Genomic DNA, 26,399 nt, shown 5'->3' on the forward strand with positions numbered 1-26,399 from the left:
TGAATAAGATTAGCATAAACTTATGCTACGAGCCTGAACTATAAAAAGGATAAATGGTTTGAAAATCCTCGATTTCCTGAAGCCGAAATCGCCGCCGTTGATAGGAGTGGACATCAGCTCTTCTGCCGTGAAAATGGTCGAGCTGAGCCACAACGGCAAGGCGTATAGCATCGAGCGCTACGTGGTCGAGCCGCTGCCCAAGGACGCCGTGACTGACGGAAATATCGTCAATCTGGAGGCAGTGGGCGAGGCCGTCAAGCGTGCCTGGCGCCTGATGGGGACACGTATCAAGAGCGTGGCCCTGGCCTTGCCGTCGGCTGCGGTCATTACCAAGAAAATCACGGTCGCCTCCAGCCAGAACGAAAACGAACTGGAATTGCAGGTCGAGACTGAGGCAAATCAGTACATTCCTTTTGCGCTCGACGAGGTGAATCTTGATTTCCAGGTACTGGGGCCATCGCCCGCCACACCTGATGAAGTCGAGGTGCTGGTGGCTGCATCGCGCAAGGAAAAGGTCGAAGACCGTGTTGCCGCCGTTGAATCGGCCGGCCTCAAGGCTGTCGTCATGGATGTCGAGTCGTTCGCAACCTTGACCGCCTATGAGCTGATCCAGCGCCAGTTGCCTGGTGATGGCGAGAACCAGGTGGTGGCGATTGTCGATATTGGCTCGACGATGATGCACATCAACGTCGTCCGCAACGGGCAGCAAATCTATTTCCGGGAACAGGCTTTCGGCGGCAACCAGCTGACGCAGGATATCCAGCGCCGCTACAACCTGTCGTCGGAAGAGGCGGAAGCCGCCAAGCGCAGCGGTGGCCTGCCAGAAAACTACGAACCCGAGGTCCTGCAGCCGTTCATGGACGGCCTGGCGCTGGAGGTATCTCGCGCTTTGCAATTCTTCTACACGTCCACACAGTTCAATAAAGTCGACCACATTCTTCTCGCCGGCGGTTGTGGCAGCATCCATGGCCTCGATGAAGTGGTGGCGAACCGTACACAAGTGGGCACCATGATTGCCAATCCCTTCCTCAATATGACGCAATCCAGCCGCATCAAGCCGCGCCAGTTGCTGCTCGATGCCCCGGCGCTGTTGATCGCCTGTGGCCTTGCCCTGCGGAGGTTTGACGCATGATCCGCATAAACCTGCTTCCCCACCGGGAAGAGAAACGCAAGGCGCGCGCGGCCCGCTTCTACATCGTCGCCGGGATGGCCGCCGGGCTCGGTATCTTGATCGTCCTCGCGGGTTACACCGTGCTCGAGGAACGCATCAATACCCAGCGCAGCCGGAATGAATTCCTCAAGCAGGAAATTGCCAAGCTCGATAAGGAAATCAGCGAAATCGACGTGCTCAAGGCCAAGCGCAAGGATCTGCTCGATCGCAAGCGTGTGATCGAGAAGCTGCAGGCAAATCGCAGCGAAGTCGTTCGCATGCTTGACCAGATTACACGCCAGACGCCGGACGGGATCTACTACAAGAAGATCACACAGAAGGACGACGTGGTGACGCTCAACGGCTATTCGTTGTCCAACGCCCGTGTCTCCACGCTGATGCGTGCGCTGAATGATTCTCCTGCGTTCGAAATGCCCAACCTCGAGCAGATTCAAGCTGTCAGGGTGGACAATCAGCGGCTCAACGAGTTCAAGATGAACGTCAAACTGAAGCGTCAGGAAGAGAAGGACCAGAAGGGTGGCGCCAAGCCAGCGGCAAAGGATGCTAAGAAATGACGCTCGACGAACTGCGACAACTCGACCCCAAGGATATCGGCAACTGGCCGTTGCCGGTTCAGTTGGGCTCACTGGTGATTATCATCTCCCTGGTGCTTGGCCTGGGGTATTGGCAGGTCTGGAGCGGTCAGCTCGACGACCTTGAGGTCGGACGGACGGACGAAGCCAAGCTCAAGGAGACCTTTCTGGACAAGAAGGGCAAGGCCGTCAACCTCGATGCATACAAGCAGCAGCTGTATGAAATCGAGCAGAGCTTCGGTGCCATGCTGAAACAGCTGCCCAAGAAGTCCGAGATCGATGCCTTGCTGACCGAGGTTAACCAGGTCGGCCTTGGCCGTGGCCTTCAGTTCATCCTGTTCAAGCCGGGGCCGGAAATCAAGACGACAGAAATGGCAGAACTCCCCGTGGAGGTTAGAGTGGGCGGGTCCTATCATGACTTTGCTGCGTTCGCCAGCGATATCGCCCAGCTCTCGCGGATCGTGACGCTCAACGACATCGAGGTGAAGGTGCCCGAGGACGAAAAGGAGCGTAAGGAATACGGCTTCGTTCTCAGCGCGATCGCCAAGACCTATCGCTACCTGGAGCCTGAAGAGGCATTGGCAGTGAAGAAGGCTGCAGCCGAGAAGAACAAGGACAAGAAGAAATGATGGCTGATCGAGCACGCATGCCTACTTGGCTGGGTATCGGCACCTTGGCGCTGTGTGGCCTGCTGACCGCTTGTGCCGGGGAAGAGTTCGGCGACCTCAAGCAGTGGATGGACGACAGCAGCAAGTCGTTGGTGGGGAAGGTCGAACCGCTTCCCGAAGTCAAACCCTACGAGCCTTACATCTACAATGCCTTCAATCTGACCGATCCGTTCAGTCCGATTAAGCTCAAGATGGAGCGTGGCAAGGCAAGCGCCTTTGCTCCCGACACCAACAGGCCTAAGGAACCTCTCGAGTCGTTTGATCTCGAGAAACTGAAGATGGTTGGGACGCTGGAGCGGGACAAGGCAATTTATGCATTGATCAGGACGCCGGAGCCGGACAAAACGATGTACCGGGTCAAGGTTGGCAACTATATCGGGCAGAATTTCGGCCTCATCACTTCGATCACCGAGACCGAAGTCAAGCTCAAGGAGATCGTCGAGGACAGCAATGGGGATTGGGTAGAGAGGACCAGTTCTATCGTGCTCGATGAGACACAACAGGAGAAAAAATAATGATAAAGGCCAAACCGATCTTTGGATTTGTCGGTGCCCGTGTACTACTGGGCCTGGCGCTGCTTTTCCATGTCGCTGCAGCGCTGGCTGCGGATGCGGTGACCAACAGCATTCGAGCCATTGATGTGTCTTCGCAGGTAGGGGACAAGCTGGTGCTCAAGTTCACCATGCAGAATCCGGCTGCGGCACCTGCCAGCTTTGCCGTCAATACTCCACCGAGGATTGCACTTGATTTCCCTGGCACGACCAACGAGATGGGCAAGAGCACCTTGAACATCAATTCGGGTCTGCTCCGCAGCGTGAACGTGGTCGAAGTGACCGGGCGTACCCGCGTGGTGTTGAATCTGGACAAGTCCGCCAACTATGAAACGCGCGTAGACGGCAATCAGCTCTATCTGACCCTGTCGAACACGGTCGCTGGCAACCAGTCCGCCAATGTGACGACGCAATTCGCGCCGGCCCAGAAGCCCACCACACCGGTCATCACCGCCAACAGCGTGCGCGGTATTGATTTCCGCCGCGGCAAGGATGGCGAGGGCAAGATCGTTGTCGACATGCGCAACGCCAATGCCGGTATCGATATTCGCCAGCAGGGCAAGAACCTCATTGTCGAACTGGTGAACATCAAGCTGCCACGTGAGCTCGAGCGTCGTCTCGACGTCACGGACTTCGGTACGCCGGTTCAGCGCGTGGACGCATTTGCCCAGGGCTCCAACGTCAAGCTGGTGATTGAACCCAAGGGGCTGTGGGAATACTCGGCCTACCAGACCGACACGCAGTTTGTCGTGGATGTGAAGACTGTCGTCGAAGATCCGACGAAGCTGGTGCAGGGCGGCAAGCAAGGTTACAAGGGCGACAAGCTGTCGTTGAACTTCCAGAACGTTGAAGTTCGTACCGTGCTGCAGGTGATCGCCGAGTTTACCGGTTTGAACATCATCACCAGCGACACCGTCACCGGCAATCTGACGCTGCGTTTGAAGGATGTGCCGTGGGACCAGGCGCTCGACATCATTCTGCAGAGCCGTGGCCTCGATCAGCGCAAGAACGGCAATGTCGTTTGGATCGCGCCGCGTGACGAGCTGGCAGCCAAGGAAAAGGCCGAGCTCGAAGCCAAGCAGAAGGTCAACGAACTGGAGCCGTTGCGTACTGAGACCTTCCAGCTCAAGTATCACAATGCGGAAGCCTTCCAGAAGATTCTGTCCGACGATAAGCAGAAGCTGCTGTCGGCTCGCGGCAGCGCCGTGATCGATACGCGCACGAATACCCTGTTCATCTCGGATATTCCGACCCGTCTGGAGGAGATCCGTACCCTGGTCAACAAGGTTGACGTCGCTGCCAAGCAGGTGGTGATCGAGGCACGCATCGTGATCGCATCTGACGCTTTCTCGCGTGACTTGGGTGTGAAGCTTGGCCTGCAAGGGCAGAACATCAAGAACTCGACCAAGACCGGCTTCTCCGGCTCGGCTAGCGGCGCTACGTCGCTGGCGAGCGGCACGGCGGTAGGTAGCCTTGGCTCGTCGGATTTCAACGTGAATCTGCCATCTGCCGCAACGACCAATGGATCGCTCGGTGTGGCCGTCTTGAACGCCGCGCGTGGCGTGCTGTTGAACCTTGAGCTGCAGGCGATGGAAACCGACGGACGAGGCAAGGTGGTGTCGAGCCCGCGCGTCGTGACCGGCGATCGTCAAAAGGCCAAGATCGAGCAAGGTACGGAGGTGCCCTACCGCGTGACGACGTGTAACGGCGGGACGTGTACGCAGACCGTGCAGTTCAAGAATGCTGCACTGTCGCTCGAAGTGACCCCGCGCATCACACCGGACGGTAAGATCTCGATGGACTTGGCGGTGACCAAGGATCAGGTCGACAAGGTGGCTGGCTTCGACGATTTCGTCATCAACAACAAGCGGGTGAATACGACCGTGCTGGTTGGCAATGGCGACACGGCGATTATCGGTGGCATCTATGAGCAGGATCTGCAGAGCATCGAAAGCAAGGTTCCGTTCCTCGGTGATGTGCCGATTCTCGGTCATCTGTTCAAGTCGAACTCCAAGAGTGACAAGAAGACCGAACTGCTGATTTTCATCACGCCCAAGGTGCTCGACGAGAATCTCTCGCTTCGCTAAGCCTGACGGTTTGGTTACAATGCCTGCCATGAAAATGGCAGGCAATATTTTTTTGGTCGGCATGATGGGGGCCGGCAAAACCACTGTTGGGCGTCTGCTGGCGAAGAAGCTCCATCTCGAATTTATCGATTCCGATCATGAAATCGAGCATCGCACCGGCGTCCGGATTCCGGTGATATTCGAGATCGAGGGCGAGGCGGGGTTTCGCGAACGCGAGCATGAAACCATCGTCGATCTGGTCAAGCGCCCCAACATTGTGTTGGCGACCGGCGGCGGTGCCGTGTTGCGCGAGGACAATCGTACCGCCTTGCGTGCCCATGGCACGGTCATCTACCTGTGCGCCAGCATCGATGCGATTCTCGAGCGCACCAAGCACGACAAGAGCCGCCCGCTGCTGCAAACCGAGAATCCACGCGCCAAGCTGATGGCCTTGCTTGAGCAGCGCGATGCACTGTATCGCGATGTCGCCGACATCGTGATCGATACCGCCCATCAGAACGTCCACAGCCTCACTGCCTTGGTCGAACGCAAAATCTGCAGCCTGAAAGAAGCGAATACCCATGCCGGCAATGCAAACCCTTCAGCTTGAACTCGATAACCACGCCTATCCGATCCATATTGGCGAGGGGCTGCTGGCCAATGCCGACCTGATCAAGCCGGCACTCAAGGGGCAAAAGCGGGCTGTCGTCGTCACCAATGAGACGGTGGCACCCCTGTATCTCGCCCAATTGCAGGCAACCCTGGCCAGCCTGGACTGCAGTATCGTCCCGATCGTGTTGCCCGACGGTGAGCACCACAAGAACTGGCAGACGCTGAACCTGATCTATGAAGGCATGCTGCGCGCCAACTGCGAGCGCAAGACACCTGTGATCGCGCTGGGTGGTGGCGTGGTGGGCGACATGGCGGGCTTTGCCGCCGCGACCTATCAGCGCGGTGTGCCTTTCATTCAGGTACCGACGACCTTGCTGTCCCAGGTCGACTCGTCGGTTGGCGGTAAGACGGCGATCAACCATGAGCTGGGCAAGAACATGATCGGTGCGTTCTACCAGCCGAACCTCGTGCTTGCCGACACCTCGGTGCTGGCGACGCTGTCTGATCGCGAGCTGCGCGCGGGCCTGGCGGAGGTCATCAAGTACGGTATTCTGGGCGACCTGCCATTCTTCGAGTGGCTGGAACAGAACATCGATGCGCTGATCGCTCGCGATACGGATGCACTGCAATATGCGATCAAGCGCTCTTGCGAAGACAAGGCCCGCATCGTCGAGGCGGATGAGAAAGAGGGCGGGGTGCGTGCGCTGCTGAATCTTGGGCACACCTTTGGCCACGCCATCGAAACCGGCCTCGGTTACGGCGCATGGCTGCACGGCGAGGCCGTTGCCGCCGGCATGGTGATTGCGGCTGATGTTTCCCGGCGTTTGGGCATACTGGGTGCCGCCGAGCAGACACGTATCGTCGAGCTGATCCGTCGCGCGCGGTTGCCGACCCAGTCGCCTGATCTGGGGATCGACCGTTACCTTGAGCTCATGGGGCACGACAAGAAGGTCGAGTCCGGCAAGATTCGTTTCGTGCTGGTCTCTGCCATCGGCCAGGCGGTGATCCGTGGTGACGTGCCGGAATCGGTCTTGGGCGACGCCATTACTGCCTGCCTCGCGTGAGGGGCTGGCGGTCGGGGTGATATCTCCCCGATACCGGCCAAATGATTGGAAGAGCCCGCTGTGCGGGCTCTTTGTTTTTGGGTTGCAACTATTCTCGATGCAGGCCCTCGGCCATTGATGCGGTACGCCAGCGTTGCGGACTATCCCCGGTCCAGCGGCGGAATGCCCGGCAAAGCGCGCTGGGCTCAGACAGCCCGATACGGCTGGCGATCTCCGGCAGCGCCAGCGTGGTCGTCTTCATGAGTAGCAGGCATTGTGCCTGCCGGACCTGGTCTAGCAAGCGCAGAAAGCTGGTCCCGTGCGCCTGCGCCAGGCGGCGCGCCAGCGTGCGTTCGGACAGGCCCAGGTAGCGCGCTGCAGCAGCCCGGTTGATATCCGGCTGCGCCAAGTGTTGGCGCAGCCAGCCATCGAGGCTGTCCAGCAGGTCGCCATGCTGGGCAAGCGCTTCGAGCTGGGCCGCCGCATATTCGCTGTGCAGGCTGGCGAGCGTTGCATCGGCCTGGGGCAGCGGCCGGTCGAGCAAATCATTGGTGAGCAGCAGGCCGTTGAATGCGCCCTCAAAGGTAATCGGTGCACCTAGCGCCGCCTGATACTCGTCCATCGCCGCATGGGGGGCATGGGCAAACTGGACTGCCTGGGGCGCAATCCGCTCGCCAACGGCCCAGTGCGCAATATGCACCACCGTGACAAGCACCGCTTCGATCTGATGATGGCTGAATGCCAGGTCGCCCTGTTGCGGGTGATAGATCAGCCAGCTTTCCTGCCCCCCCGCCAGTAGTTGAAAACGGCCGCCGTCGCTGATCAGCCGCTGAAACGACTGCAGCAGTGCAAGTGCGCTGCGCAGACTGGCGCTCGACATCAGCAGATAGCTGACGATATTGAGGCTGGCCGGGCCGATCAGCATGCCGGTGCGCAAGCCGAAGCCCGGCATGCCGCTCATGCTGCCACCCGCGCGCCACAGGCGCGTAATGCCGTCGATGGGCAGGCGCGGCTGCGCCACATCGGATTCGGTCAGGCCGGCCTGGGCCAACAGGGCCGCACGCGCGATGCCCAAACGCTGTGCCGATGCCAGCACGGTATCTACCCAACTCTTGGATGCGCTGGCCTTTGCTGTCAATTTTGTGGCCTCACGGGTCAATTTCTGCTTCAGCATAGCGGCGTATAGTGATCGCAACAAGTGCGGGAGGTGGCGGTGGAACAGATTGCAGATGTGCTGGTCATTGGCGGTGGCATCGCCGGCGTCACCACGGCGTTGGCCCTGCTCGACAGCGGCTATCGCGTCACCTTGCTGGATCGCGACGAGCAGGCCAATTTCGGTGGCCTGGCGCGTGAAGCGTTTGGTGGGATGTTCGTGGTGGACAGCGCCGAGCAACGGCGCGTGGGGATCCGCGATACCCCCGAGCTTGCCTACCAGGACTGGTGTGCTTTTGCCGAGTTCGGCGAAAACGAGCTGTGGCCGAAGCGATGGGCGCAAGCCTATGTCGAACGCTGCACGTCCGATGTATATGCCTGGCTCAAGGATAGGGGGGTGCGCTACTTCCCGGTGCCGAATTGGGTCGAGCGTGGCCAATACCGTCCCGGCAATTCCGTGCCGCGCTTTCACATGGTGTGGGGGACGGGCCAAGCGTTGATGGATGTGTTGATCGCGGCGCTTGAGCGTCACCCGCAGCGCCAGCGGCTGCAGCTCCGGTTCGGCCACCGGGTGACGGGCTTGCTGCGGGAAGCCGGGCATATCTGTGGCTGCCATGGGCAGACCGAGCAGGATGGGCGGGCGTTCGAGTTCAGGAGCGATGCCGTGGTGATTGCCGCGGGCGGCATCAACGGCAATCTGGCGCGTGTGCGTGAGCATTGGCACGGTGACTGGGGCCGTGCACCCGATATGCTGCTCAACGGCTCCCACCGTTTCGCCGACGGCACGCTGCATGATGCGGCGCAGGCGTACGGTGCACAGGTCACGCATCTCGACCGCATGTGGAACTACGCGGCGGGCGTGCGCCATTTCGCACCACGCAAGCCCGACCACGGGCTGAGTCTCGTGCCACCGCGATCGGCACTGTGGCTGGACTGGCAGGGGCGGCGCTTTGGCCCCGAGCCATTGATTACCGGTTTCGATACCCGCGAACTGATCCGGCGCATCTGCGCGACCGAGCGGCCCTATTCGTGGCAGCTGCTGAACCGCCGTATCGCCCTGAAGGAGCTGGCTGTCTCCGGGGCCGAGTTCAATCCCTCCATCCGGCAGAAGAAATGGCTGGCCTTTCTGTGCGACATCCTGTTTGGCAACCGCTGGCTGGTGGACACGCTGACCCAGCATTGCCCCGACTTCGTCGTGGCCGACACCCTGCCGGAACTGGTGGTGCGCATGAATACCCTGCAGGGCGATGGCTCGGTCAGCCGGGCCGCGGTGGAGCAGGCCGTGGCCGGCTACGATGCCCAGCTGGACCGCCCGCCATCGCTGATGAACGACGAGCAGTTGCGCCGGCTCGACTATCTGCGCCGTTATCGCGGGGACCGGGTGCGCACCTGCCATCGCCAGAAGATCGTCGACCCGGCCGCCGGGCCGCTGATCGCGATCCGCGAATCCATCATCAGCCGCAAGAGCTTGGGTGGCTTGCAGACCGACCTGCAATGCCGCGTGCTGGATGACGGCGGCCAGCCGATCGGCGGGCTGTATGCCGTCGGTGAGGCCGCCGGTTTTGGCGGTGGCGGCATGCACGGCCTGCGCGCGCTCGAAGGCACCTTTCTCGGTGGCTGCGTGCTGACCGCGCGCGTGGCCGCCGCGAGTCTGGCCGGCAAGCCGATGTTGAGCGACCCATCGGGCGGCCCGATGTGTTGAGCGCACTTTATGGTCCATCCAGAAGCCAGCTACACGGGCTGTATCCGGCACTGCATGCCAAAACCGGCCTCGGCTGCCGCTCGGCAATGGCCCGGCCCACGGGCCCGGACTGAACCTCGTCGCTCGTGACGGCGGGTCGAGACACCGTGTAGAAAAAACAGATCAAGAGGAGACAGTAATATGCAGAAATCCGGCGCCTGGCTTGCCCGCTATGCCCTTGAGCAACTCGGTATCCGCTACACCTTCGGCATTCCCGGGGTGCAGAACACCGAGCTTTACGACGAACTCAACAACTCCGAATCGATTACGCCCATCCTGGTCAGTCACGAGGGGGGTGGCGCCTTCATGGCTGATGCGATGAGCCGGCTGTCCGATAGCGTCGGCGCGCTGGTGGTGGTGCCGGGCGCCGGCCTGACCCATGCCGCCAGCGGCATCGGCGAGGCCTTCCTCGACGGCATCCCGATGCTGGTGATCTGCGGCGGGGTGCGTACCGATCTGCCGTTCCGCTTCCAGCTGCATCAGATGGACCTGCACCAGTTCATGCGCGGGCTGACCAAGGCGACCTACCACATCACCCGGCACGAGGACATCGTGCCGATCCTGTTCGAGGCCTATCGCACCGCGACTGGCGGCGAGCCGGGGCCGGTGTTCATCGAGTTGCCGGTCAACCTGCAGCTGCAGACCACGACGATAGGCGAGCTGCCGGCCTGGGCGCCGCCCGCGCCGCCGGCCCAGCCCGAGGCGGCATTGCTGAGCCGGGCCGTGAGCCTGCTGCGAGGTGCCAGGCGCCCCGGCATCTTCGTTGGCTGGGGCGCACGCCAGGTCAGTGCGGAGGTGGCCGCCCTGGCCGACTACCTGCAGGCTCCCGTGGCGACGACCTTGCAGGGCTTCGCTGCCTTTCCGGCGAGCCACCCGCTGCATGCCGGCTTCGGTTTCGGGCCGGCCGCCGTGCCCGCCGCGCGCGAGGCGTTTGCCGAATGCGATGCGCTGCTCGCCATCGGTACGCGCTTTGCCGAGATCGCTACCGGCAGCTTCGGCGTCACCGTGCCGGACAAGCTGATTCACATCGACATCAACCCCGATACCATCGGCGCCAATTATCCGGCCATGGTCGGCATCGCCTGCGATGCGCGCGTGGCCGTGCCGGCGCTGCTGTCGGCGCTGCGCCAGGCCGGGCCGGCGCTACCGCGCAATGACCGCCTGTTGCTGCAGATCGCGCGCGACAAGCAAGGCTATCGCGAGGAATGGCGCCGCCATGCCTCGGGCGGGCGGGTCAATCCGGTGCATTTCTTCGATGCCTTGCGCACTGTCGCGCCGGACGACGCCCTCACCGTCGTCGACGACGGCAACCACACCTATCTGGTGGCCGAGCTGTTCCCCGTGCTGGCGGCCGAATCGGGCATCGTGCCGACCGATTTCAACGCCATGGGCTACTCCATCCCCGCGGCTATCGGCGCCAAGCTGGCCTGGCCTGGGCGGGCGGTCAACTGCATCGTCGGCGACGGCTGCTTCCGCATGACCTGCATGGAGATCGTCACCGCCGTCAGCCATGGCCTCGGCGTGGTCTACTATGTGTTCAACGACGGCGAGCTTTCGCAGATTGCCCAGGCCCAGCAACTGCCCTATAACCGCAAGCCCTGCACGGTGCTGACACCGGTCGATATCGGCGCGATCGCGCAAGGTGTCGGTGCCGATTACCGCAAGCTCACCGCCACCAGCGATCTGCAGGCCACCATGCGTGATGCGCAGGAACTGGCGGCCAAGGGGCGCCCGGTGATTGTCGAGGTGGAGATCGACTATTCGAAGAAGACGGCCTTCACCCAGGGTATCCTCAAGACCAATTTCCAGCGTTTCCCCATGCCGCAGAAGCTGCGCATGCTAGGCCGCGCCGCGCTGCGCCGCGTCACCGGCTAGGGTCTCCCACCGTCAGACGCCCGTGCTGCTTTCCGCCTTGGCGGCAAGCACGCGGGCGTCGTCTTTTTGTCGCAAAAACTCGGCACAATGCGATCGAGTATCAAATACTTCAGAAAAAGAAGCCGCCGCTGTCGATTTTTGTGTTGCGCGTCCGTCGTGGCCATGAGCCGACGCCTTGCATGGACGACAGCCCCGCGAGACGGCTCGACCCCCTAACCATCTGGATACGGAAAGGAAACATCATGCTGGTGCAAGCCTATCTGTTTTACGAGGGCCGTTGCGAAGAGGCCATCGAGTTCTACCGCAAGGCGCTGGGCGCCGAAACGATCATGCTGATGCGCTACAGCGACAGCCCCGAGCCCACGCAGCCGGGCATGATCCCGCCCGGTGCCGAGAACAAGATCATGCACGCGAGCTTCCGCATCGGCGAGACGACGGTGATGGCCTCCGATGGCCGTTGCGACGGCAATGCCAGCTTCCACGGTTTCTCGCTGTCGGTGACGGCTGCGGATGACGCCGAAGCCGCGCGCCTGTTCAATGCGCTGGCCGATGGCGGGCAGGTGCAGCTGCCGCTCGGCAAGACCTTCTTCGCATCGAGCTTCGGCATGGTGGCCGACCGCTTCGGTGTGGGCTGGATGGTGATCACCGGGCAGTAACACCTCCCGGCGCGAAGACGGAGGGTACGCCATGCGATTCATGCTGCACGATGAGCCCCGGCGCAAGCCCTCCCACCTGCGGCAGAGCGTACGTGGTGAGCTGCTCCTCAGGCTGGGCCGATCCGACGCCGCCCGCCAGGGCTTCGCGCACGCCGCTGCGCTGGCCCAGAACCCGCGCCAGCTGCCACCGCTGTTGCCGCGTGCCCAAGCCGGCATGGCATCGAACCGACGGCTGCCCCTCGTCCGTCGCGCCGGCCAGGGTGCCCGGCCAGCCAAGCCGGCCCCGGGCCTGGGCGCATCAGTGCTCGCGCAGGAATTCGGCGATCAGGCCGGCGATGGCCTCGGGCTGCTCGCGGTGCGGCATATGGGCGGCATCCTGCACGATCTCCACCCGCGATTTGCCCCGGCCCAGCCGGCCTATGGTTTCGGGGTGGATGAGCGAGCCATATTCGTCGTGCAGCCCATGGATCGCCAGCGTGGGGCAGCTCACCTGCGGCAGCGTGGCGTCGAGCGACCAAGAGGCGAACTCGGGATGGAGCCAGGTCTCGGTCCAGGCGTCGAGCACCCATCCTGCCTTGTCGCCGTGGTATTTCTGCAGACGCTCGATCTGCTTTTTGTCCTCGAGTTGCGCCTTGGCGACGCGGATGCCATGCAGCGTCTTGTCTTCGGGGAAGGTCTGCGCCGCGATCGTGATCAGCGCGTCGCAGTCGGCCGCAAACGCCGCCGCGCAGTTGACCGCCATGCCGCCGCCGACGCTGTGGCCCAGCACGACGAAGCGCTGCAGGCCCAGCTGTTGCCGGATCAGCGGAAACACGCGCCTGGCCTCGTCGGCGATGAAGTCCAGGGCCGGCGGGCTGCTCAGCGCGTCGGAGCGGCCGAAGCCCAGCCGGTCGTAGGCAATCACCTCGCGCCCGGTGGCGCTGCACAGCATGGCGGGGAAGTCCCGCCACAGCTCGACGCAACCGAGCGAGTCATGGAATAGCACGATAGGCGAGCGCGGGCCGGGCGTCGTGGCGTCCTTGCCGGGTGGGTGCCAGCGCCGGACGAAGACCCGGCCTCGCGGGCTGTCGAGCCAGCTGTCGGTGGTAACGGGCGTGGGTGCTTCGACCGTGTGCATTATCGTGTTCTCCATGTAACGCCGCCATGCCTGCTGCGAGGCGGCGGCTCCTCCGGCATTGACTGCCGGGCCTGTGTATCAGTTCAGCCGGTAGGACATGCCGCTGAACTGCGCCAGCAGCGTCCCCTCGCGGTTCGTCACGTCGACGAGGTAGTGCGCCAGCCTGGATTTGCAGGATACCTCCCGGGCTTCCGCAAACAGTTCGCCCGCGCTGGCGCTGTTGATGTAATGAATGTGTGCGTTGATGCCGACGGCCTTCTGCCCGCGCGTGTTGCAGGCCACGGCAAAGGCGATGTCGGCCAGCGCGAAGATGACGCCGCCGTGCACGCCGCCGAGGCCGTTCAGGTGCGTACCGCTGGCGTCGAGCCTCACTTTCGAGCCGCCGTCGTTGGCGGCGACCAGTTCAACGCCAAGCAGCTTGGCAAAGCAGTCGTGGGCGAAATATTCTGCCGAGGGTTGCGACAGCATGTCGAGTCTCTCCGGATTAGGTGATGGCTCGATGGTAATGGCTCGGCAGCCCTCTTCAACTGGCGCAACAGGTCAAATTTCGGGCGGATCGGATCAGTGCTGACATTGTCGATATTTTTGCTGGATGGCTGCTGGGGGTCGCAATTGATGGCCATCCTCGACTTTGTCGCCATCTACCGGTTGGTGGCAGCGGAATACCCCGATGCAACCGAGATCGACGTCAGGCTTTGCGGCAGGGCCGGCGGCCAGGTCGTGCTCGGCAACGGGCTGCCGATGCCCGTCGAGGCGTGGCCGGCCGCTGCGGGCAGCAATCAGCTGGTGGTGGTGCCGGGTATCGAGTACGGCCAGCTCAGGCGGGTGCTGAACGATACATCGATCGACCGTGCAACGCTGAGGGCGGTTGTCGCGGCGGGTAGCTCGATGCTGAGCGTGTCCACCGGGGCGTTTGTGCTGGCCGAGTCGGGCCTGCTCGATGGCAGGGAGGCGGTGACGCACCGACGCTTCGAGGCGCCGTTCCGTAAGCGCTACCCGGCGGTGCGGTTGAAAAGCGGTATCGAGTTCGTTGACCATGGCGCGGTATGCACCGCCGCGAGTCTGACTGGGGCGATCTATTGGCTCGCCCGGCAGCTGCAGGCGAGGGGCAACCACGAGGCGGTCAGCCGCTGCCTCGTGCTCACGCAGCAGGATTCATCGCTGGCGGCCGAGCTGTGGCTGGCGGATACATTCGAGCACAAGCGGCACAGCGATGATGGCATCGTCACCGTGCAGCACTTCATCGACACGCACTACGCTGACCGGTTTTCGATCGCCGAGCTGGCCGCCATGATCGGCGCGAGCGAGAGCAGCCTGAAGCGGCGTTTCAAGGCGGCGGCGGGCATCCCGGTGACGCGCTATCACCAGCTGGTACGGGTGGCTCGCATGAAATACCTGCTGCTCAATTCCGATGCGTCGGTCGACAACCTCTGCTTCGACATCGGCTATGCCGATCCCAGGTTTGCCCGCCGGCTGTTTGTCGAGATGACCGGGCTCAGCCCCAAGGCCTACCGCCAGCGTTGCGAGCTCGGCTAGCACTTGCCCTGCCGGCAAGCGGCGCCACCCGTGCCGCTCAGCCGTGCGGGCAGCCGCCGAGATGACAGCCTGTCAGGCACCGCCGCGGTCGAGGTGCGCCAGCTTGTCGGCGACACCGATCCATGCTTCGTGATCCGGCAGCGGGTCCTTGCGCACATTGAGCATCATCCAGCCTGGATGCTGCGCCAGCACCCGGTTCAGCTCGATGAATGCCTCCTGCCCAGCCGGCACGTCGGATTCCGCGAAGATTGCCTCCTCCGGGCATTCCGGCACGCAGAGCGAGCAGTCGATGCAGCCATCGGGGTCGATGACGAGGAAATTCGGCCCCTCCTTGAAGCAATCGACCGGGCACACCGCCACGCAATCGGTGAATTTGCACTGGATACAGGCCTCGGTAACGACAAAAGTCATGTCGGGCCTCCTTATTTCTCGACGAACGCGCGTTCGATCACGTAGTCGCCCGGCACGCCCTGCGACGGCGAAATCTGGAAACCCTTGGCATCGAGGATGTCGCAGGTGTCCTTCAGCATGGCGGGGCTGCCGCAGATCATCGCGCGGTCGACGGCTGGGTCGAGCTCGGGCAGGCCGATGTCGGCGCACAGCTTGCCACTCGTGAGCAAGTCGGTCAGCCGCCCCTGGTACTTGAACGGCTCGCGGGTCGCGGTGGGGTAGTAGATCAGCTTGTCCTGCACCAGCTCGCCGATGAATTCGTCTTCGGGCAAGGCCTGGTTGATGAAGTCGGCGTAAGCGAATTCGCTGACCACGCGGACACCATGCACCAGCACCACCTTGTCGAAACGCGAGTAGGTGTCGGGGTCCTGGATCACGCTCATGAACGGCGCCAGCCCGGTGCCCGTGCCGAACAGGTAGAGATGCTTGCCGGGCCGCAGGTCGTCGAGCACCAGCGTGCCGACCGGCTTGCGGCTGACGAGGATCTGGTCACCTTCCTTCAGATGCTGCAGGCGCGATGTCAACGGGCCGTTCTGCACCTTGATGCTGAGGAATTCGAGATGCTCGGCGTAGTTCGGGCTGGCGATGCTGTAGGCGCGCATCAGCGGCCGCCCCTCGACCTCCAGGCCGATCATGACGAAGTGGCCGTTGTGGAAGCGCAGGCCCGTGTCGCGGGTGGTCTTGAAGCTGAACAGGGTGTCGTTCCAGTGATGGACGCTCAGTACGGTTTCGTTGCTGTAGTTCGACATATCACGTTTTCCTTGGATTGCAGCATTTCGTCGTTGCCGGCCGCGCGTGCTTATACGGCGGCTGCGGCAGGTTCATGCGTTTTGCGGCGGATGCGCACCGGCACGTATTTGTGATACGGCGTGCGTGTCAGCGGCTCGCAGTGTGTGATCGAGGTCAGGCGGTTGAGTGCCGGGCCGATCGGTGCGCTGTCGCGGTAACGCATGCCGTAGCCGTGCGGCAGCGCGACGACGCCGCTGCGCATCGCATCATCGATTTCCACAATGGCCTCGAGCGCGCCATGCTGGTTCTCACAGACCACCCAGTCGCCGTCACCGACGCCCAGCTGGGCCGCATCGGACGAGTGCATGCGCATCGCGCCATGCGGGTCGACCTTGCGCCAGGCCGGGTCGCGGTAGATCTGGTTGGCGTTGTACGAACGGCGCTCGCCGGCGAACAGGACAAACGGGTAGTCCGCGCCGGGTGGCGTCTCGTCCTTCAGCGCGCGCCACTCGTCGAGCATCTCGGGCACCGCCAGGCGGATTCGCTTGTCGGCGTGCCCCAGCAGCGACCACACCTCGTCGTACTCGCGCTTGCTGAAAACCACGCCGGAGCGCTGCGCCAGGATGGCATCGAACAGTTGGTTGCCCTGTGCCAGTTTCGATCCGCCAAAGCCCGCCCGGCGGGCTGCCTGCGGGTACTTGCCGGCAAACTGCAGCGCCAGCGGCAGGAGGAAGGCGGCGGGTGCGGCGTTGCCGGGCAGGGCCTGGCCCAGGGTGCGGTAGAGGATGGACGGCGCGTACCGCACCATCCGCTTGTTGCGCGAGAGCTTGAGCGCCAGCGCGGCCATGAAGCCCGCGTGCCCGGTCTGTTTCGGCTCGTGCCGGGCGATGGCCGACAAGAGCGGGAAGCGCGTCGGAATCTCGCCCATCTTCTCCAGCAGCCGGGTGTAGATCTCGGGCTCCGGCAGCGATTCGCCCAGCGGCTCGAACAGCGGATGCCGCAGGTGGAAGGCATTGACCGGGAACTCCAGATTGAAGCCGGAGAATTCCCATTTCTCGAACTGCGATGCGGCCGGCAGCACATAGTGGGCGAGCCGTGCGGTCTCGGTCATCGCCACGTCGACGACGACGAGCAGCTCCAGCGACTTGAAGGCCTGCTCGAAGGCCGGCGTGTCGGGCCAGGTCACCAGCGGGTTCGAGCTGTCCACCACCATGGCGCGGATGCGCCGCTCGCCTGCCTTGAGGATTTCATCGGGCAGGATGCTCGGCGGCAGGAAGCCCGACACCGAGAACATCTGGTGATAGGCCGTGCGCTTGAAGCGCGGGTTGCGCTCGTCGGTGTTGCCGAGGATGGGCACCAGGTAATCGTGCAAATTGTTCCCGCCCTTGATGCCGAAGTTGCCGGTGATCAGGTACAGGAGCTTTTCGAAATAGCCGTTGAGCGTGGTGTGCAGCGTATGCTGGATGCCGAGGTCGGCGCGCACGCAGGCGGTCGCGGCCGTCGCGAAGCCGCGGGCCACGCGCTCGACCTCCGGCAGCGGCACGTCGGCGCGGCGCACATAGTCCGCCACCGGTATCGCCAGCAGGATGGGCTCGATCGCCTCGAAGCCGAGGCAGTGCTGTGCCAGGAAGGCCTGATCGTGCAGCCCTTCGCGGACGATGATGGCGAGGATGGCGGACAGCAGATAGGCATCGGTGCCCGGTTTCAGCTGCAGGTGGATGTCCGCCTGCTTTGCTGTTTCGGTGCGGCGCGGGTCGATCACCACCATCGTTCGGTTCGGGTCCTTCTTGATCTCCTTGAGCGTATCGCGTGCGTTCGGAATGCCATGGGCCTGGAACGGGTTGCAGCCGAGAAAGATCACGTAGTCCGCATGCTCGATGTCCTCAGTCGTGTGGCAGGTCTGGCGCCCGAACAGGCGGCCGTTGAGCCAGAAGTCGCCGGTCTTTTCCTGCGCCAGCGAGTTGTAGGTGTTGATGCTTTTCATCGCCGAACGCAGCTGGCCCAGGTAAGCCCCACCCAGGTGATTGCCCTGCCCGCCGCCGCCGGCGGTGGCGAAGGCATCGCCGCCATGGGCATCGCAGATCTTGACCAACCGTTGCGCGATGTCGCCCAGCGCCTCGTCCCAGCTGACGCGCACGAAGCTTCCGTCGGGCTGGCGGCGTAGCGGATGACGCAGGCGGTCGTCGTGGTTCTGGTAGTGTTCGAGGCGGGCCGCCTTCTGGCAGATGTAGCCCTTCGACACCGGGTGTGCCTCGTCGCCGCGGATGCGCACGAATTTGCCGCCGTCGATCTCCACCTGCAGCCCGCAATTGCGGGAACACAGGATGCAAGCCGTTTTCTCTGTTCTCATGAATGCTCCAATGCAGGGTATGCGTATCGTGGTGGGTAGTGTTGTCGATTAAATAACGATCGTTACTATAACGCAGGCTATGCTATAGTTTTCCCTGTGTCAACAAGCGTTTGCTTGCTCAAAGCAGGAATCCAACCATGCGTTATGCCCCCGAATACAAAGCGACCGCCCGCGCCAAACTGCTGGAAACATCGGGCGCGCTGGCCAAGAAGAAGGGGTTCGGGGTGACCGGTGTGGACGCGCTGATGGCCGAGGCCGGCCTGACCTCGGGCGCCTTTTACTCGCACTTCAAATCGAAAAACGAGCTGCTCAGCGCCATCATCGAAAACGAGTTGGCGCGAACCTCGGCCATGTTCGACCGCCCGGACACGAAATCCATACTCAAGGCGATTCGCGGTTACCTCAGCGCCGAGCATGTCGCCTCGCCGGAGACAGGCTGCCTGATCCCCACGCTGGGCCCGGAGGTCGCGCGGGCCGATGCCGCAACGCGAGCCCTCTTCGAGCAGGGCATCACGCGCATGCAAAGCACGCTGCAGCAGAAAATGCCGCACGACGGCGACGCTTGGGCCGTCATTTCGATGGCGGTCGGCGCGCTCGTCATCGCACGCGCCATGGAAACGCCGGAAACGCAGCGCGAGGCGCTCGACGCCGTGGCCAAGCATATCGAGGCGATTATCACCGCGGATTGAACATGGTGACGTGCCACCGCCGGGGCCAAGGCCGGCCTCGCGGTCACGCCGCGCGAATGGGCGCCTCGCCCGCTACGCTTAAGCACTCGGGCGTGTCCGGCAACGTGCCCGGCATGATGCGGGGAGCCGCAGGATGCCGTCGCCACAACTGGCAGCATTGACGCTTCACTATCGTCGCGTCGACACGGCGCAAGCAGTCGTGGGCAAGTGGCGATCCACACGGCAATGCATTGCCTTCAGCCTTACTTGAGAATGTCATTTCGTGAATATGCCGCCTTGCCGGTTCGAGGGTATGACGCGGCTGCCTGTCGGGCCTGCAGGCAGGGCAGACGCCAATTCCCGTAAAAATATGACAGGTTTACGTATCAGCAAGTAGCAACTATTCTCCAGAGCATTACGGTCAAAAACCACGGGCTACGAACCTGTGGCCCCGAAGCCGGGCTCACGAGATATACGATGATGAAATGGTGGAAACCGGCTGGATCGGCGAGTGACAAAGTCCTGCCTCCTGTAAAGCGTTCCCGCTTGCTGCTGCAGGCGTTGGAACCACGACTGATGTTCGACGGAGCGGTGGCGACCACGGCGGCGACGGCATTGCACGCCGACGCGTCGCACCTGATCGACCAGCGCCCGGCCGAGGCGGCGCCTGCAGCACGCAGTGCCGCAGCGGAGCTGCTGGCCGACAAGGCGGTTGCAACGGGTGCATCAGACATCACGCAAAAACAGGTGGTGTTCCTGGAGTCGAACGTTACCCACTACCAGAGCCTGCTGGCGCAGATGCCTGCCGGAATGGAGGTGGTGGTGCTCGACGCCAGCCGGGACGGCCTGAGTCAGATTGCCGACTGGGCCAAGACCCATCATGGCTATGCCGCCATCCACATCATTTCCCACGGCCAGAGCGGCGACCTGATGCTGGGCAGCAACGAGCTGACCACGACCAAGCTGGATAGCCGCCAGACGGACTTGCAGGCGATCGGCCAATCGTTGCGCGCGGGCGGCGACATCCTGCTCTATGGCTGCGACATCGGCGCCGGCAGCAGCGGCGCGGCCTTCGTCAGCGAGCTGGGGCGCTATACCCAGGCCGACGTGGCAGCGTCTACCGATGCCACGGGGGCAGCACGGCTGGGCGGCGACTGGGCGCTGGAGCGCAGCAGCGGCCATATCGACGTGGATGCGCTGCATTTCAGTTACGACGCCCTGCTGGCGCGGCCGGTAACCGGCACCACCGATTTCACCACATCGGACAGCAACACCTATAACCCATCCGGCAGCGTGGTGAACGCTGGTAACCTCCAGGGTTGGGATTTCTCGTTGCAATTGGGTTTCACCAATAACGGCGGCCAGACGATCATTGTCGAAAAAGCCGGCTCGGTGACCACGGAAACGGTGGACGGCTATAGCGACGGCAACATCCCCATCTCCTATTTCAGCGTCAAGTCCAACGACAACAGCCACTTCACCTTGAACTCCATCGGCGTGGTGCTGAACGGTTACGATTCCGGCACCTCCGGCGGCAATCTGCAACTGGTCGGCTATATCAACGGTTCCGCGGTCAGCGGCGCGACGCTGACGCTGAACGTGGGCGATGTGCTGCAAGGCAGCGGCGGCTTGGTGACTTTCAATGTGTCCAGCAACAGCGCCTTCCAGGGCATAGATTCGTTCCGGATGCTGGCGGCCAACGGCCACAATGTGACCGGCATGATCGGCATCGGCGCCATCAACGCCATCAATTTCGGCTTCGCGCCGGCGCTGAGCGCCAGCGGCGGCTCCAGCGCCTATAGCAGCGGCAACGGCAGCGCGGTGGTGGTGGACAGCGGCATCACGCTGTCCGACTCCGATAGCGCCACCCAGGCCAGCGCCACCGTGTCCGTCACCGGCAACTTTCACAGCGGCGAAGACGTACTGGCCTTCACCAACAACGGCAGCACCATGGGCAATATCGTCGCCAGCTACAACAGCAGCACCGGGGTGCTGACGCTGACCTCCAGCGGCGCCACGGCGACGCTGGCGCAATGGCAGGCGGCCTTGCGCGCGGTGACTTATTCCGATAGCTCGCTGTTGCCCATTACCAGCAACCGTACCATCAGCTTCGCCATCAACGACGGCGCGATCAACAGCAGCGCGGTGACCAAGACGGTGACGGTGGCGGCGGATGCCGCGCCGGTGATCGGCAACCTCAACGGCGACAACCCCACCTTCACCGAGGCGGGCGGCGCGGTGAAGCTGGATACCGGTACCGCGGCCACGGTGACGGATAGCGATACCGCCAATTTCAACGGCGGCAATCTGACCGTGCACATTTCCGCCAACGGCCAGGGCGGCCAGGATGTGCTGGGCGTCGATGCCAGCGGTACGGTGACGTTGTCCAGCGGCACCAACGTGGGCAGCGTGGTGACGGTGGGCGGCGTGTCTATCGGCGTGATCGCCAGCAACGGCGACGGCGTCAGCGGCCACGATCTGGTCGTCACTCTCAACAGCAACGCCACTGCGGCCCGGGTGAGCACCCTGGTGGCGGCGCTGACTTACAACAACACCAGCAACGATCCCAATGCCGCCACGCGCACCATCAACGTCAGCGTCGCCGACGGCCGCGGCGGCACCGGCTCCAGCAATGTGACGGTGGCGGTGGCGGCGGTCAATGACGCGCCCACCGCCAGCGCTACCGCCAGCAACCCTACCTTCGCGATGGGCGGCTCTGCGGTGGCGGTGTTCAGCGGCGCCAGTGTCAACACCGTCGAGCCCAGCCAGAGTGTGATCCTGCTGACGCTGACCGTGTCCGGCTTGCAAGACGGCAGCAATGAAATCCTGGCCATAGACGGCAGCAACGTGGCGCTGACCAACGGCAACTCCGTCACCACCAGCGGCAATGGCCTGAGCGCCACCGTGTCGCTCAGCGGTGGCACCGCCACCGTATCCATCAGCAGCAGCGGTATTTCTGGCAGCACGGCGGCCAGCGTGGTCAACGGCATCAGCTATCGCGACAGCAGCGGCAGCCCCTCCGCAGGCAATCGGGTGGTAACGCTGACCAGCGTCAAGGACAGCGGCGGCACCAGCAACGGTGGGGTGGATACCACCACGCTGGCCTTGGCTTCCACCGTCAATGTGGCGGTGGTGCCGGTGGTGACCCCCAGCGGCGGCAGCGCCGCCTTCACTTCCGGTGACAATACCGCCTCCACCCCGGTGGCGGTAGATGGCGGCCTCACCGTCACCGATAGCGCCAGCCCCACCCTGGTCAGCGCCACCGTGTCCATCACCGGCAACTTCCAGAGCGGCGAAGACGTGTTGGCCTTCACCAATAACGGCAGCACCATGGGCAATATCGTCGCCAGCTACAACAGCGGTACCGGCGTGCTGACGCTGACGTCCAGCGGCGGCAGCGCCACCTTGGCGCAGTGGCAGGCGGCGTTGCGAGCGGTCACCTACACCGATAGCGCGGTAATGCCCAACACCGCCACCCGCACCGTCAGCTTCCAGGTCAACGACGGCAGCGCCAGCAGCAGCGTGGCCACACGCACGGTGACGGTGACGGCCACCGACCAGACCCCGATTGCCACCGCTAGCGGTGGCAGCGCAGCCTTCACCGCCGGTGACAACACCGCGTCCACTCCGGTGGCGGTGGACAGCGGTATCACCGTGTCCGACCTCGATAACACCACGTTGGCATCGGCCACGGTATCGATTACCGGCAACTTCCACAGCGGCGAGGATGTACTGGCCTTCAGCAATACCAATAGCAGTACCTATGGCAATATCGTCGCCAGCTACAACAGCGGCACCGGCGTGCTGACGCTGACGTCCAGCGGCGCGACGGCGACGCTGGCGCAATGGCAGGCCGCGCTGCGCGCGGTCACCTACACCGATAGCGCCGCGACGCCAAATATTGCCACCCGTACCATCAGTTTCAGCATCAACGACGGCACCAAGAACAGTGTGGCGACAACCAGGTCGGTGACGGTGGCGGCTACCGACCAGTCCCCGATTGCCACCACCAGCGGCGGCAGCGCAGCCTTCACCGCCGGTGACAACGCCACCTCGATGCCGGTGGTGGTGGACAGCGGCCTCACCGTCAGCGATCTGGACAACACCACGCTGGCCAGCGCCCGGGTGTCCATCAGCGGCAATTTCCAGAGTGGCCAGGATGTGCTGGCCTTCAGCAATACCAATAGCAGTACCTATGGCAACATCGTGGCCAGCTACAATAGCGGCACCGGGGTGCTGACGCTGACCTCCAGCGGCGGCACGGCTACGTTGGCGCAATGGCAGGCCGCGCTGCGCGCAGTCACCTACACCGATAGCGCCGTGACGCCCAATACCGCCACCCGCACCATCAGTTTCAGCGTCAACGACGGCAGCAAGGACAGCACAGCGGTAACACGAACGGTGACGGTGGCGGCGACAGACCAGACACCGATTGCAAGCACCACGGGCAGCGCCGGCACTTATATCGTTGGCGGTGGAGCCACGCAGGTGGATGACGGTTTGACCGTATCCGATCTGGACAACACCACGCTGGCCAGCGCGACCGTGGCAATTACCGGCAACTTCCACAGCGGCGAGGATGTGCTGGCCTTCACCAACAACGGCAGCACCATGGGCAATATCGTCGCCAGCTACAATGCCGGCACCGGCGTGCTGACGCTGACCTCCAGCGGCGCGACGGCCACGCTGGCGCAATGGCAGGCGGCCTTGCGCGCGATCACTTACAACGATACCGCTGGCTCTCCCAACACCGCCACCCGTACCATCAGTATCGCGGTGAACGACGGCACCAACAGCAGTGCCGCCGTTCACCGAAGCATCGCCATCCAGTTGCCAGCGCCAAGCATCGCCGGCTTGACGACCGCCACGGATACCGGCAGCAGCAACACCGACGGCATCACCGGCAATAACATGCCGACACTGACTGGCAGTGTGGTGGCCGGCAGCCTGGTGACGGTTTATGTCGATAGTGTGTCAGCGGGGACAACCACTGCGAACGGCTCTGGGGCTTGGAGTTTCTCGTTTGGCTCACCACTGGGCGATGCATCTCATGCTATCACCGTGATGGCATCCAGCGGCGGGGTAAACAGCGCCTTGTCTTCCGCCTACACGCTCGACATCGACACGACTGCACCGAATGCCCCGACCGGCATCAGTGCGAGCAGCACCAGCCAGCCCGCCATCACCGGCACGGCGGAAGCCGGCAGCACCGTCACGGTGTATGTGGACGGTGTGGCAGTCGGCACGGTAACGGCAAACGGTAGCGGTGCCTGGAGCCATGCCCTGGGCAGCCCGCTGACGGACGGTGCCCACAGCATTCGGGCGACGGCCACCGATGCGGCGGGTAACGTCAGCGGCCAGTCCGCTGCACGCGACATCACCGTTGACACGGCTGCGCCGGCGGCACCGAGCGGCATTGGCTTGAGCCAGGCTAGCGATAGCGGCAACAGCCACAGCGATGGGGTGACCAACAACGCTCAGCCGACCATCACCGGCACGGCGGAAGCCAATAGCACGGTGACTGTGTACGTTGACGGCGTGGCGGTCGGCACGGCAACGACAGACGGCAGCGGTGCCTGGGGCCACACCCTGAGCAGCCCGCTGGCGGACGGTGCCCACAGCATTCGGGCGACGGCGACCGATGCGGCGGGCAATGTCAGCGGGCAGTCGTCCGCCTACGGAATCACCATTGACACGACTGCACCAAATGCCCCGACCGGCATCAACGTCAACCAGCCCACCATCACCGGCACGGCAGAGGCCGGCAGCACCGTCACGGTGTACGTTGACGGCGTGGCAGTCGGCACGGCTACAGCTGACGGCACCGGTGCCTGGAGCCACTCCCTGGGCAGTCCGCTTGTGGATGGTACCCACAGCATTCGGGCGACGGCGACCGATGCGGCGGGTAACGTCAGTGGCCAGTCCACCGCACGCGACATCACCGTTGACACGGCTGCGCCGGCGGCGCCGAGCGGCGTCGGCTTGAGCCAAGCTAGCGATAGCGGCAACAGCCACAGCGATGGGGTGACCAACAACGCTCAGCCCACCATCACCGGCACAGCAGAGGCCGGCAGTACCGTCACGGTGTACGTTGACGGATTGCTGGCTGGCACGGCGACGGCGGATGGTAGCGGCGCGTGGAGCCTGGGCCTGAACAGCCCGCTGGCGGACGGCAGCCACGACATCCAGGCCACGGCTACCGATGCCGCCGGCAATGTCAGCGCTCAGTCTTCCGCGCACCGTATCACCGTGGATACGGCCGTACCGCAGCTGCAGTCATTTACGCAACTGGATGCGGCGGCTACGAGCGCCGGCCCGGTTCGGTACGACCTGGTATTCAACGAGGCCGTGTCCGGATTGAGTGCCGACGCACTGAGCCTGGTGACGACCGGCAGCGCGCGCGGCGCCATTACATCGCTTACCCGACTGAGCGACAGCCATTATGTGGTGACGATCGGCGACACCGGCGGCGACGGCTCGCTGGCGCTGGCGCTCAATGGGGGCGGTGTCAGCGACGCTGCTGGCAACGTCAATGCCCGGCAGCTCGCGGCGAATGCCTACCAGCTCTCCACCCCGGTGATAACGCCCCCGCCCGTGGTGTTGCCACCGCTGGTGGTAACACCGCCTGTGACGACGCCACCGGCGACGGTAACGACCACCATCGCGCTGCCACCGATTACGCCCAATATCGTGCTGGCCGCGACGGGTGGCACCGCGAGCCTGGGTACGACCACCGGCTTGGGCGGTGAGGGCCTGACGACGACCGGCCAGGGCCGTGCTCTGAGTGTCGGCCCCGTGGGCGGCTTTGGCGCGGGAAGCGGCCAAACCGGCAGCCTGGGCGCGGGTCTGGGAGTTGGCGATACGAGCGTGCGGGATAGTGGCTTGGGCGGCACTCTGCCCTCATCGACCAATGTGGCGGGCCACAGCGGCGCCGGCATGCCGTTTGTTTCCTCGCTGAGCGGCACGTCAGGCGCGGCCTTGCAGGTGATGCCTGACCTGGGCGCACAAGCGCTGGCGGTCGGGCAAACCTTTAACTTCAGCCTGCCCGCGGGCACTGTCATGGTGCTCGATGCAAACTCGGTCTTGAGTGTCCAGGCGCGGCAGAGCAATGGCCAGCCGTTGCCGGCCTGGTTGAAATTCGACCCGCAGAACGGCCGTTTCAGTGGCACGCCGCCGCCGGGGTGGAACAGGTCGCTGTCACTGGAGGTCATCTTCAGCGACCAAGGCGGCCATCGCGGCGTGACCCATATACAGCTGAAAGCCGCAGGCGAGCAGCGATCCGCCGCCGATACGGCAGAAAAGCTGGCTGCCGCCGGCAAGCCTGCCTTGCAGGCGCAATTCCGCCAGCACGGCAAGGCGGCTTTCGACGAGCAAATTGCGGCCTGGCTGCAGGCTGAAAACACGGCCTAAAATGAGTCGTGTCTCGGCGCCAGAATCGACAC

General features: G+C 63.4%; 19 protein-coding genes. 13 read left to right on the plus strand and 6 right to left on the minus strand.

Annotated elements, in window-relative coordinates:
• Positions 1-58: 58 nt before the first annotated feature.
• From ABWL39_RS00790 to aroB, 7 genes are read left to right on the plus strand one after another with little or no spacing between them, the layout of a single operon-like run.
• Positions 59-1,132: a pilus assembly protein PilM gene (locus ABWL39_RS00790; RefSeq protein ID WP_367786268.1), complete on the plus strand. Its 1,074-nt coding sequence runs from the start codon at positions 59-61 to the stop codon at positions 1,130-1,132.
• Entirely contained in the window at positions 1,129-1,725 is a 597-nt protein-coding gene (locus ABWL39_RS00795) for a PilN domain-containing protein (protein WP_367786270.1), read from the plus strand. The genes ABWL39_RS00790 and ABWL39_RS00795 overlap by 4 nt, the downstream gene beginning before the upstream one ends.
• Positions 1,722-2,372, plus strand: a complete 651-nt coding sequence (locus tag ABWL39_RS00800) for a type 4a pilus biogenesis protein PilO (RefSeq protein ID WP_367786271.1) — start codon at positions 1,722-1,724, stop codon at positions 2,370-2,372. The genes ABWL39_RS00795 and ABWL39_RS00800 overlap by 4 nt, the downstream gene beginning before the upstream one ends.
• A 17-nt stretch (positions 2,373-2,389) precedes the next feature.
• Positions 2,390-2,926, plus strand: coding sequence for a pilus assembly protein PilP (locus ABWL39_RS00805; protein WP_367786273.1), 537 nt, complete (start codon positions 2,390-2,392; stop codon positions 2,924-2,926).
• The gene (gene pilQ / locus ABWL39_RS00810) at positions 2,926-5,049 is read left to right on the plus strand and encodes a type IV pilus secretin PilQ (RefSeq protein ID WP_367786275.1); all 2,124 of its coding nucleotides are present in this window, start codon (positions 2,926-2,928) and stop codon (positions 5,047-5,049) included. Before ABWL39_RS00805 ends, pilQ begins: the two co-directional genes overlap by 1 nt.
• A 19-nt stretch (positions 5,050-5,068) precedes the next feature.
• A complete protein-coding gene (gene aroK, locus ABWL39_RS00815; RefSeq protein WP_367786276.1) occupies positions 5,069-5,638 on the plus strand; it encodes a shikimate kinase AroK in 570 nt (189 codons plus the stop codon).
• The gene (gene aroB, locus ABWL39_RS00820; RefSeq protein ID WP_367786278.1) at positions 5,619-6,704 is read left to right on the plus strand and encodes a 3-dehydroquinate synthase; all 1,086 of its coding nucleotides are present in this window, start codon (positions 5,619-5,621) and stop codon (positions 6,702-6,704) included. Before aroK ends, aroB begins: the two co-directional genes overlap by 20 nt.
• Before the next feature lie 88 nt (positions 6,705-6,792).
• Here the strand turns inward: aroB and ABWL39_RS00825 are convergent, their stop codons facing one another.
• The gene (locus ABWL39_RS00825; protein ID WP_367786279.1) at positions 6,793-7,821 is read right to left on the minus strand and encodes an AraC family transcriptional regulator; all 1,029 of its coding nucleotides are present in this window, start codon (positions 7,819-7,821) and stop codon (positions 6,793-6,795) included.
• 75 nt (positions 7,822-7,896) lie between these two features.
• Between ABWL39_RS00825 and ABWL39_RS00830 the strand changes: the two genes are divergently transcribed.
• The 3 genes from ABWL39_RS00830 (at position 7,897) to ABWL39_RS00840 (ending at position 12,107) form a co-directional block, all read left to right on the plus strand.
• On the plus strand, positions 7,897-9,537 hold the full coding sequence (locus ABWL39_RS00830; protein ID WP_367786281.1) for an FAD-binding dehydrogenase: 1,641 nt from the start codon (positions 7,897-7,899) through the stop codon (positions 9,535-9,537).
• 180 nt (positions 9,538-9,717) lie between these two features.
• A complete protein-coding gene (locus tag ABWL39_RS00835) occupies positions 9,718-11,451 on the plus strand; it encodes a thiamine pyrophosphate-binding protein (protein ID WP_367786283.1) in 1,734 nt (577 codons plus the stop codon).
• Positions 11,452-11,693: 242 nt separating this feature from the next.
• A complete protein-coding gene (locus ABWL39_RS00840) occupies positions 11,694-12,107 on the plus strand; it encodes a VOC family protein (RefSeq protein ID WP_367786285.1) in 414 nt (137 codons plus the stop codon).
• A gap of 298 nt (positions 12,108-12,405) precedes the next feature.
• Here the strand turns inward: ABWL39_RS00840 and ABWL39_RS00845 are convergent, their stop codons facing one another.
• Entirely contained in the window at positions 12,406-13,239 is an 834-nt protein-coding gene (locus tag ABWL39_RS00845; RefSeq protein ID WP_367786286.1) for an alpha/beta fold hydrolase, read from the minus strand.
• 63 nt (positions 13,240-13,302) lie between these two features.
• Positions 13,303-13,692, minus strand: coding sequence for a PaaI family thioesterase (locus tag ABWL39_RS00850; protein WP_367786288.1), 390 nt, complete (start codon positions 13,690-13,692; stop codon positions 13,303-13,305).
• A gap of 96 nt (positions 13,693-13,788) precedes the next feature.
• Here ABWL39_RS00850 and ABWL39_RS00855 point away from each other — a divergent pair, with 96 nt between their 5' ends.
• The gene (locus tag ABWL39_RS00855) at positions 13,789-14,760 is read left to right on the plus strand and encodes a GlxA family transcriptional regulator (protein WP_367786289.1); all 972 of its coding nucleotides are present in this window, start codon (positions 13,789-13,791) and stop codon (positions 14,758-14,760) included.
• Between the two features lie 72 nt (positions 14,761-14,832).
• Here ABWL39_RS00855 and fdxA read toward each other — a convergent pair whose 3' ends face one another.
• The 3 genes from fdxA to ABWL39_RS00870 are packed head-to-tail and all read right to left on the minus strand — an operon-like array spanning position 14,833 to position 18,289.
• A complete protein-coding gene (gene fdxA / locus ABWL39_RS00860; protein ID WP_367786290.1) occupies positions 14,833-15,171 on the minus strand; it encodes a ferredoxin FdxA in 339 nt (112 codons plus the stop codon).
• 11 nt (positions 15,172-15,182) lie between these two features.
• A complete protein-coding gene (locus tag ABWL39_RS00865) occupies positions 15,183-15,959 on the minus strand; it encodes a ferredoxin--NADP reductase (protein WP_367786292.1) in 777 nt (258 codons plus the stop codon).
• A gap of 50 nt (positions 15,960-16,009) precedes the next feature.
• Positions 16,010-18,289 (minus strand): molybdopterin-dependent oxidoreductase, encoded by a 2,280-nt coding sequence (locus ABWL39_RS00870; RefSeq protein ID WP_367786294.1) that lies wholly within the window; start codon positions 18,287-18,289, stop codon positions 16,010-16,012.
• 137 nt (positions 18,290-18,426) lie between these two features.
• Between ABWL39_RS00870 and ABWL39_RS00875 the strand changes: the two genes are divergently transcribed.
• Together ABWL39_RS00875 and ABWL39_RS00880 are read left to right on the plus strand one after the other, a co-directional pair.
• Entirely contained in the window at positions 18,427-18,978 is a 552-nt protein-coding gene (locus ABWL39_RS00875; RefSeq protein ID WP_367786296.1) for a TetR/AcrR family transcriptional regulator, read from the plus strand.
• 555 nt (positions 18,979-19,533) lie between these two features.
• Positions 19,534-26,367 (plus strand): Ig-like domain-containing protein, encoded by a 6,834-nt coding sequence (locus ABWL39_RS00880; RefSeq protein ID WP_367786298.1) that lies wholly within the window; start codon positions 19,534-19,536, stop codon positions 26,365-26,367.
• Positions 26,368-26,399 lie beyond the last annotated feature (32 nt).

The sequence above is a fragment of the Chitinivorax sp. PXF-14 genome, from assembly GCF_040812015.1.
Classification (GTDB): domain Bacteria; phylum Pseudomonadota; class Gammaproteobacteria; order Burkholderiales; family SCOH01; genus JBFNXJ01.

Bases quoted from the DNA above. Each gene is read 5' to 3' on its own strand.
- ABWL39_RS00795 (WP_367786270.1), top strand. From the start codon at position 1,129: ATGATCCGCATAAACCTGCTTCCCCACCGGGAAGAGAAACGCAAGGCG.
- ABWL39_RS00800 (WP_367786271.1), top strand. From the start codon at position 1,722: ATGACGCTCGACGAACTGCGACAACTCGACCCCAAGGATATCGGCAAC.
- ABWL39_RS00805 (WP_367786273.1), top strand. From the start codon at position 2,390: ATGCCTACTTGGCTGGGTATCGGCACCTTGGCGCTGTGTGGCCTGCTG.
- pilQ (WP_367786275.1), top strand. From the start codon at position 2,926: ATGATAAAGGCCAAACCGATCTTTGGATTTGTCGGTGCCCGTGTACTA.
- aroK (WP_367786276.1), top strand. From the start codon at position 5,069: ATGCCTGCCATGAAAATGGCAGGCAATATTTTTTTGGTCGGCATGATG.
- aroB (WP_367786278.1), top strand. From the start codon at position 5,619: ATGCAAACCCTTCAGCTTGAACTCGATAACCACGCCTATCCGATCCAT.
- ABWL39_RS00835 (WP_367786283.1), top strand. From the start codon at position 9,718: ATGCAGAAATCCGGCGCCTGGCTTGCCCGCTATGCCCTTGAGCAACTC.
- ABWL39_RS00840 (WP_367786285.1), top strand. From the start codon at position 11,694: ATGCTGGTGCAAGCCTATCTGTTTTACGAGGGCCGTTGCGAAGAGGCC.
- ABWL39_RS00845 (WP_367786286.1), bottom strand. From the start codon at position 13,239: ATGGAGAACACGATAATGCACACGGTCGAAGCACCCACGCCCGTTACC.
- ABWL39_RS00850 (WP_367786288.1), bottom strand. From the start codon at position 13,692: ATGCTGTCGCAACCCTCGGCAGAATATTTCGCCCACGACTGCTTTGCC.
- fdxA (WP_367786290.1), bottom strand. From the start codon at position 15,171: ATGACTTTTGTCGTTACCGAGGCCTGTATCCAGTGCAAATTCACCGAT.
- ABWL39_RS00865 (WP_367786292.1), bottom strand. From the start codon at position 15,959: ATGTCGAACTACAGCAACGAAACCGTACTGAGCGTCCATCACTGGAAC.
- ABWL39_RS00870 (WP_367786294.1), bottom strand. From the start codon at position 18,289: ATGAGAACAGAGAAAACGGCTTGCATCCTGTGTTCCCGCAATTGCGGG.
- ABWL39_RS00875 (WP_367786296.1), top strand. From the start codon at position 18,427: ATGCGTTATGCCCCCGAATACAAAGCGACCGCCCGCGCCAAACTGCTG.
- ABWL39_RS00880 (WP_367786298.1), top strand. From the start codon at position 19,534: ATGTTCGACGGAGCGGTGGCGACCACGGCGGCGACGGCATTGCACGCC.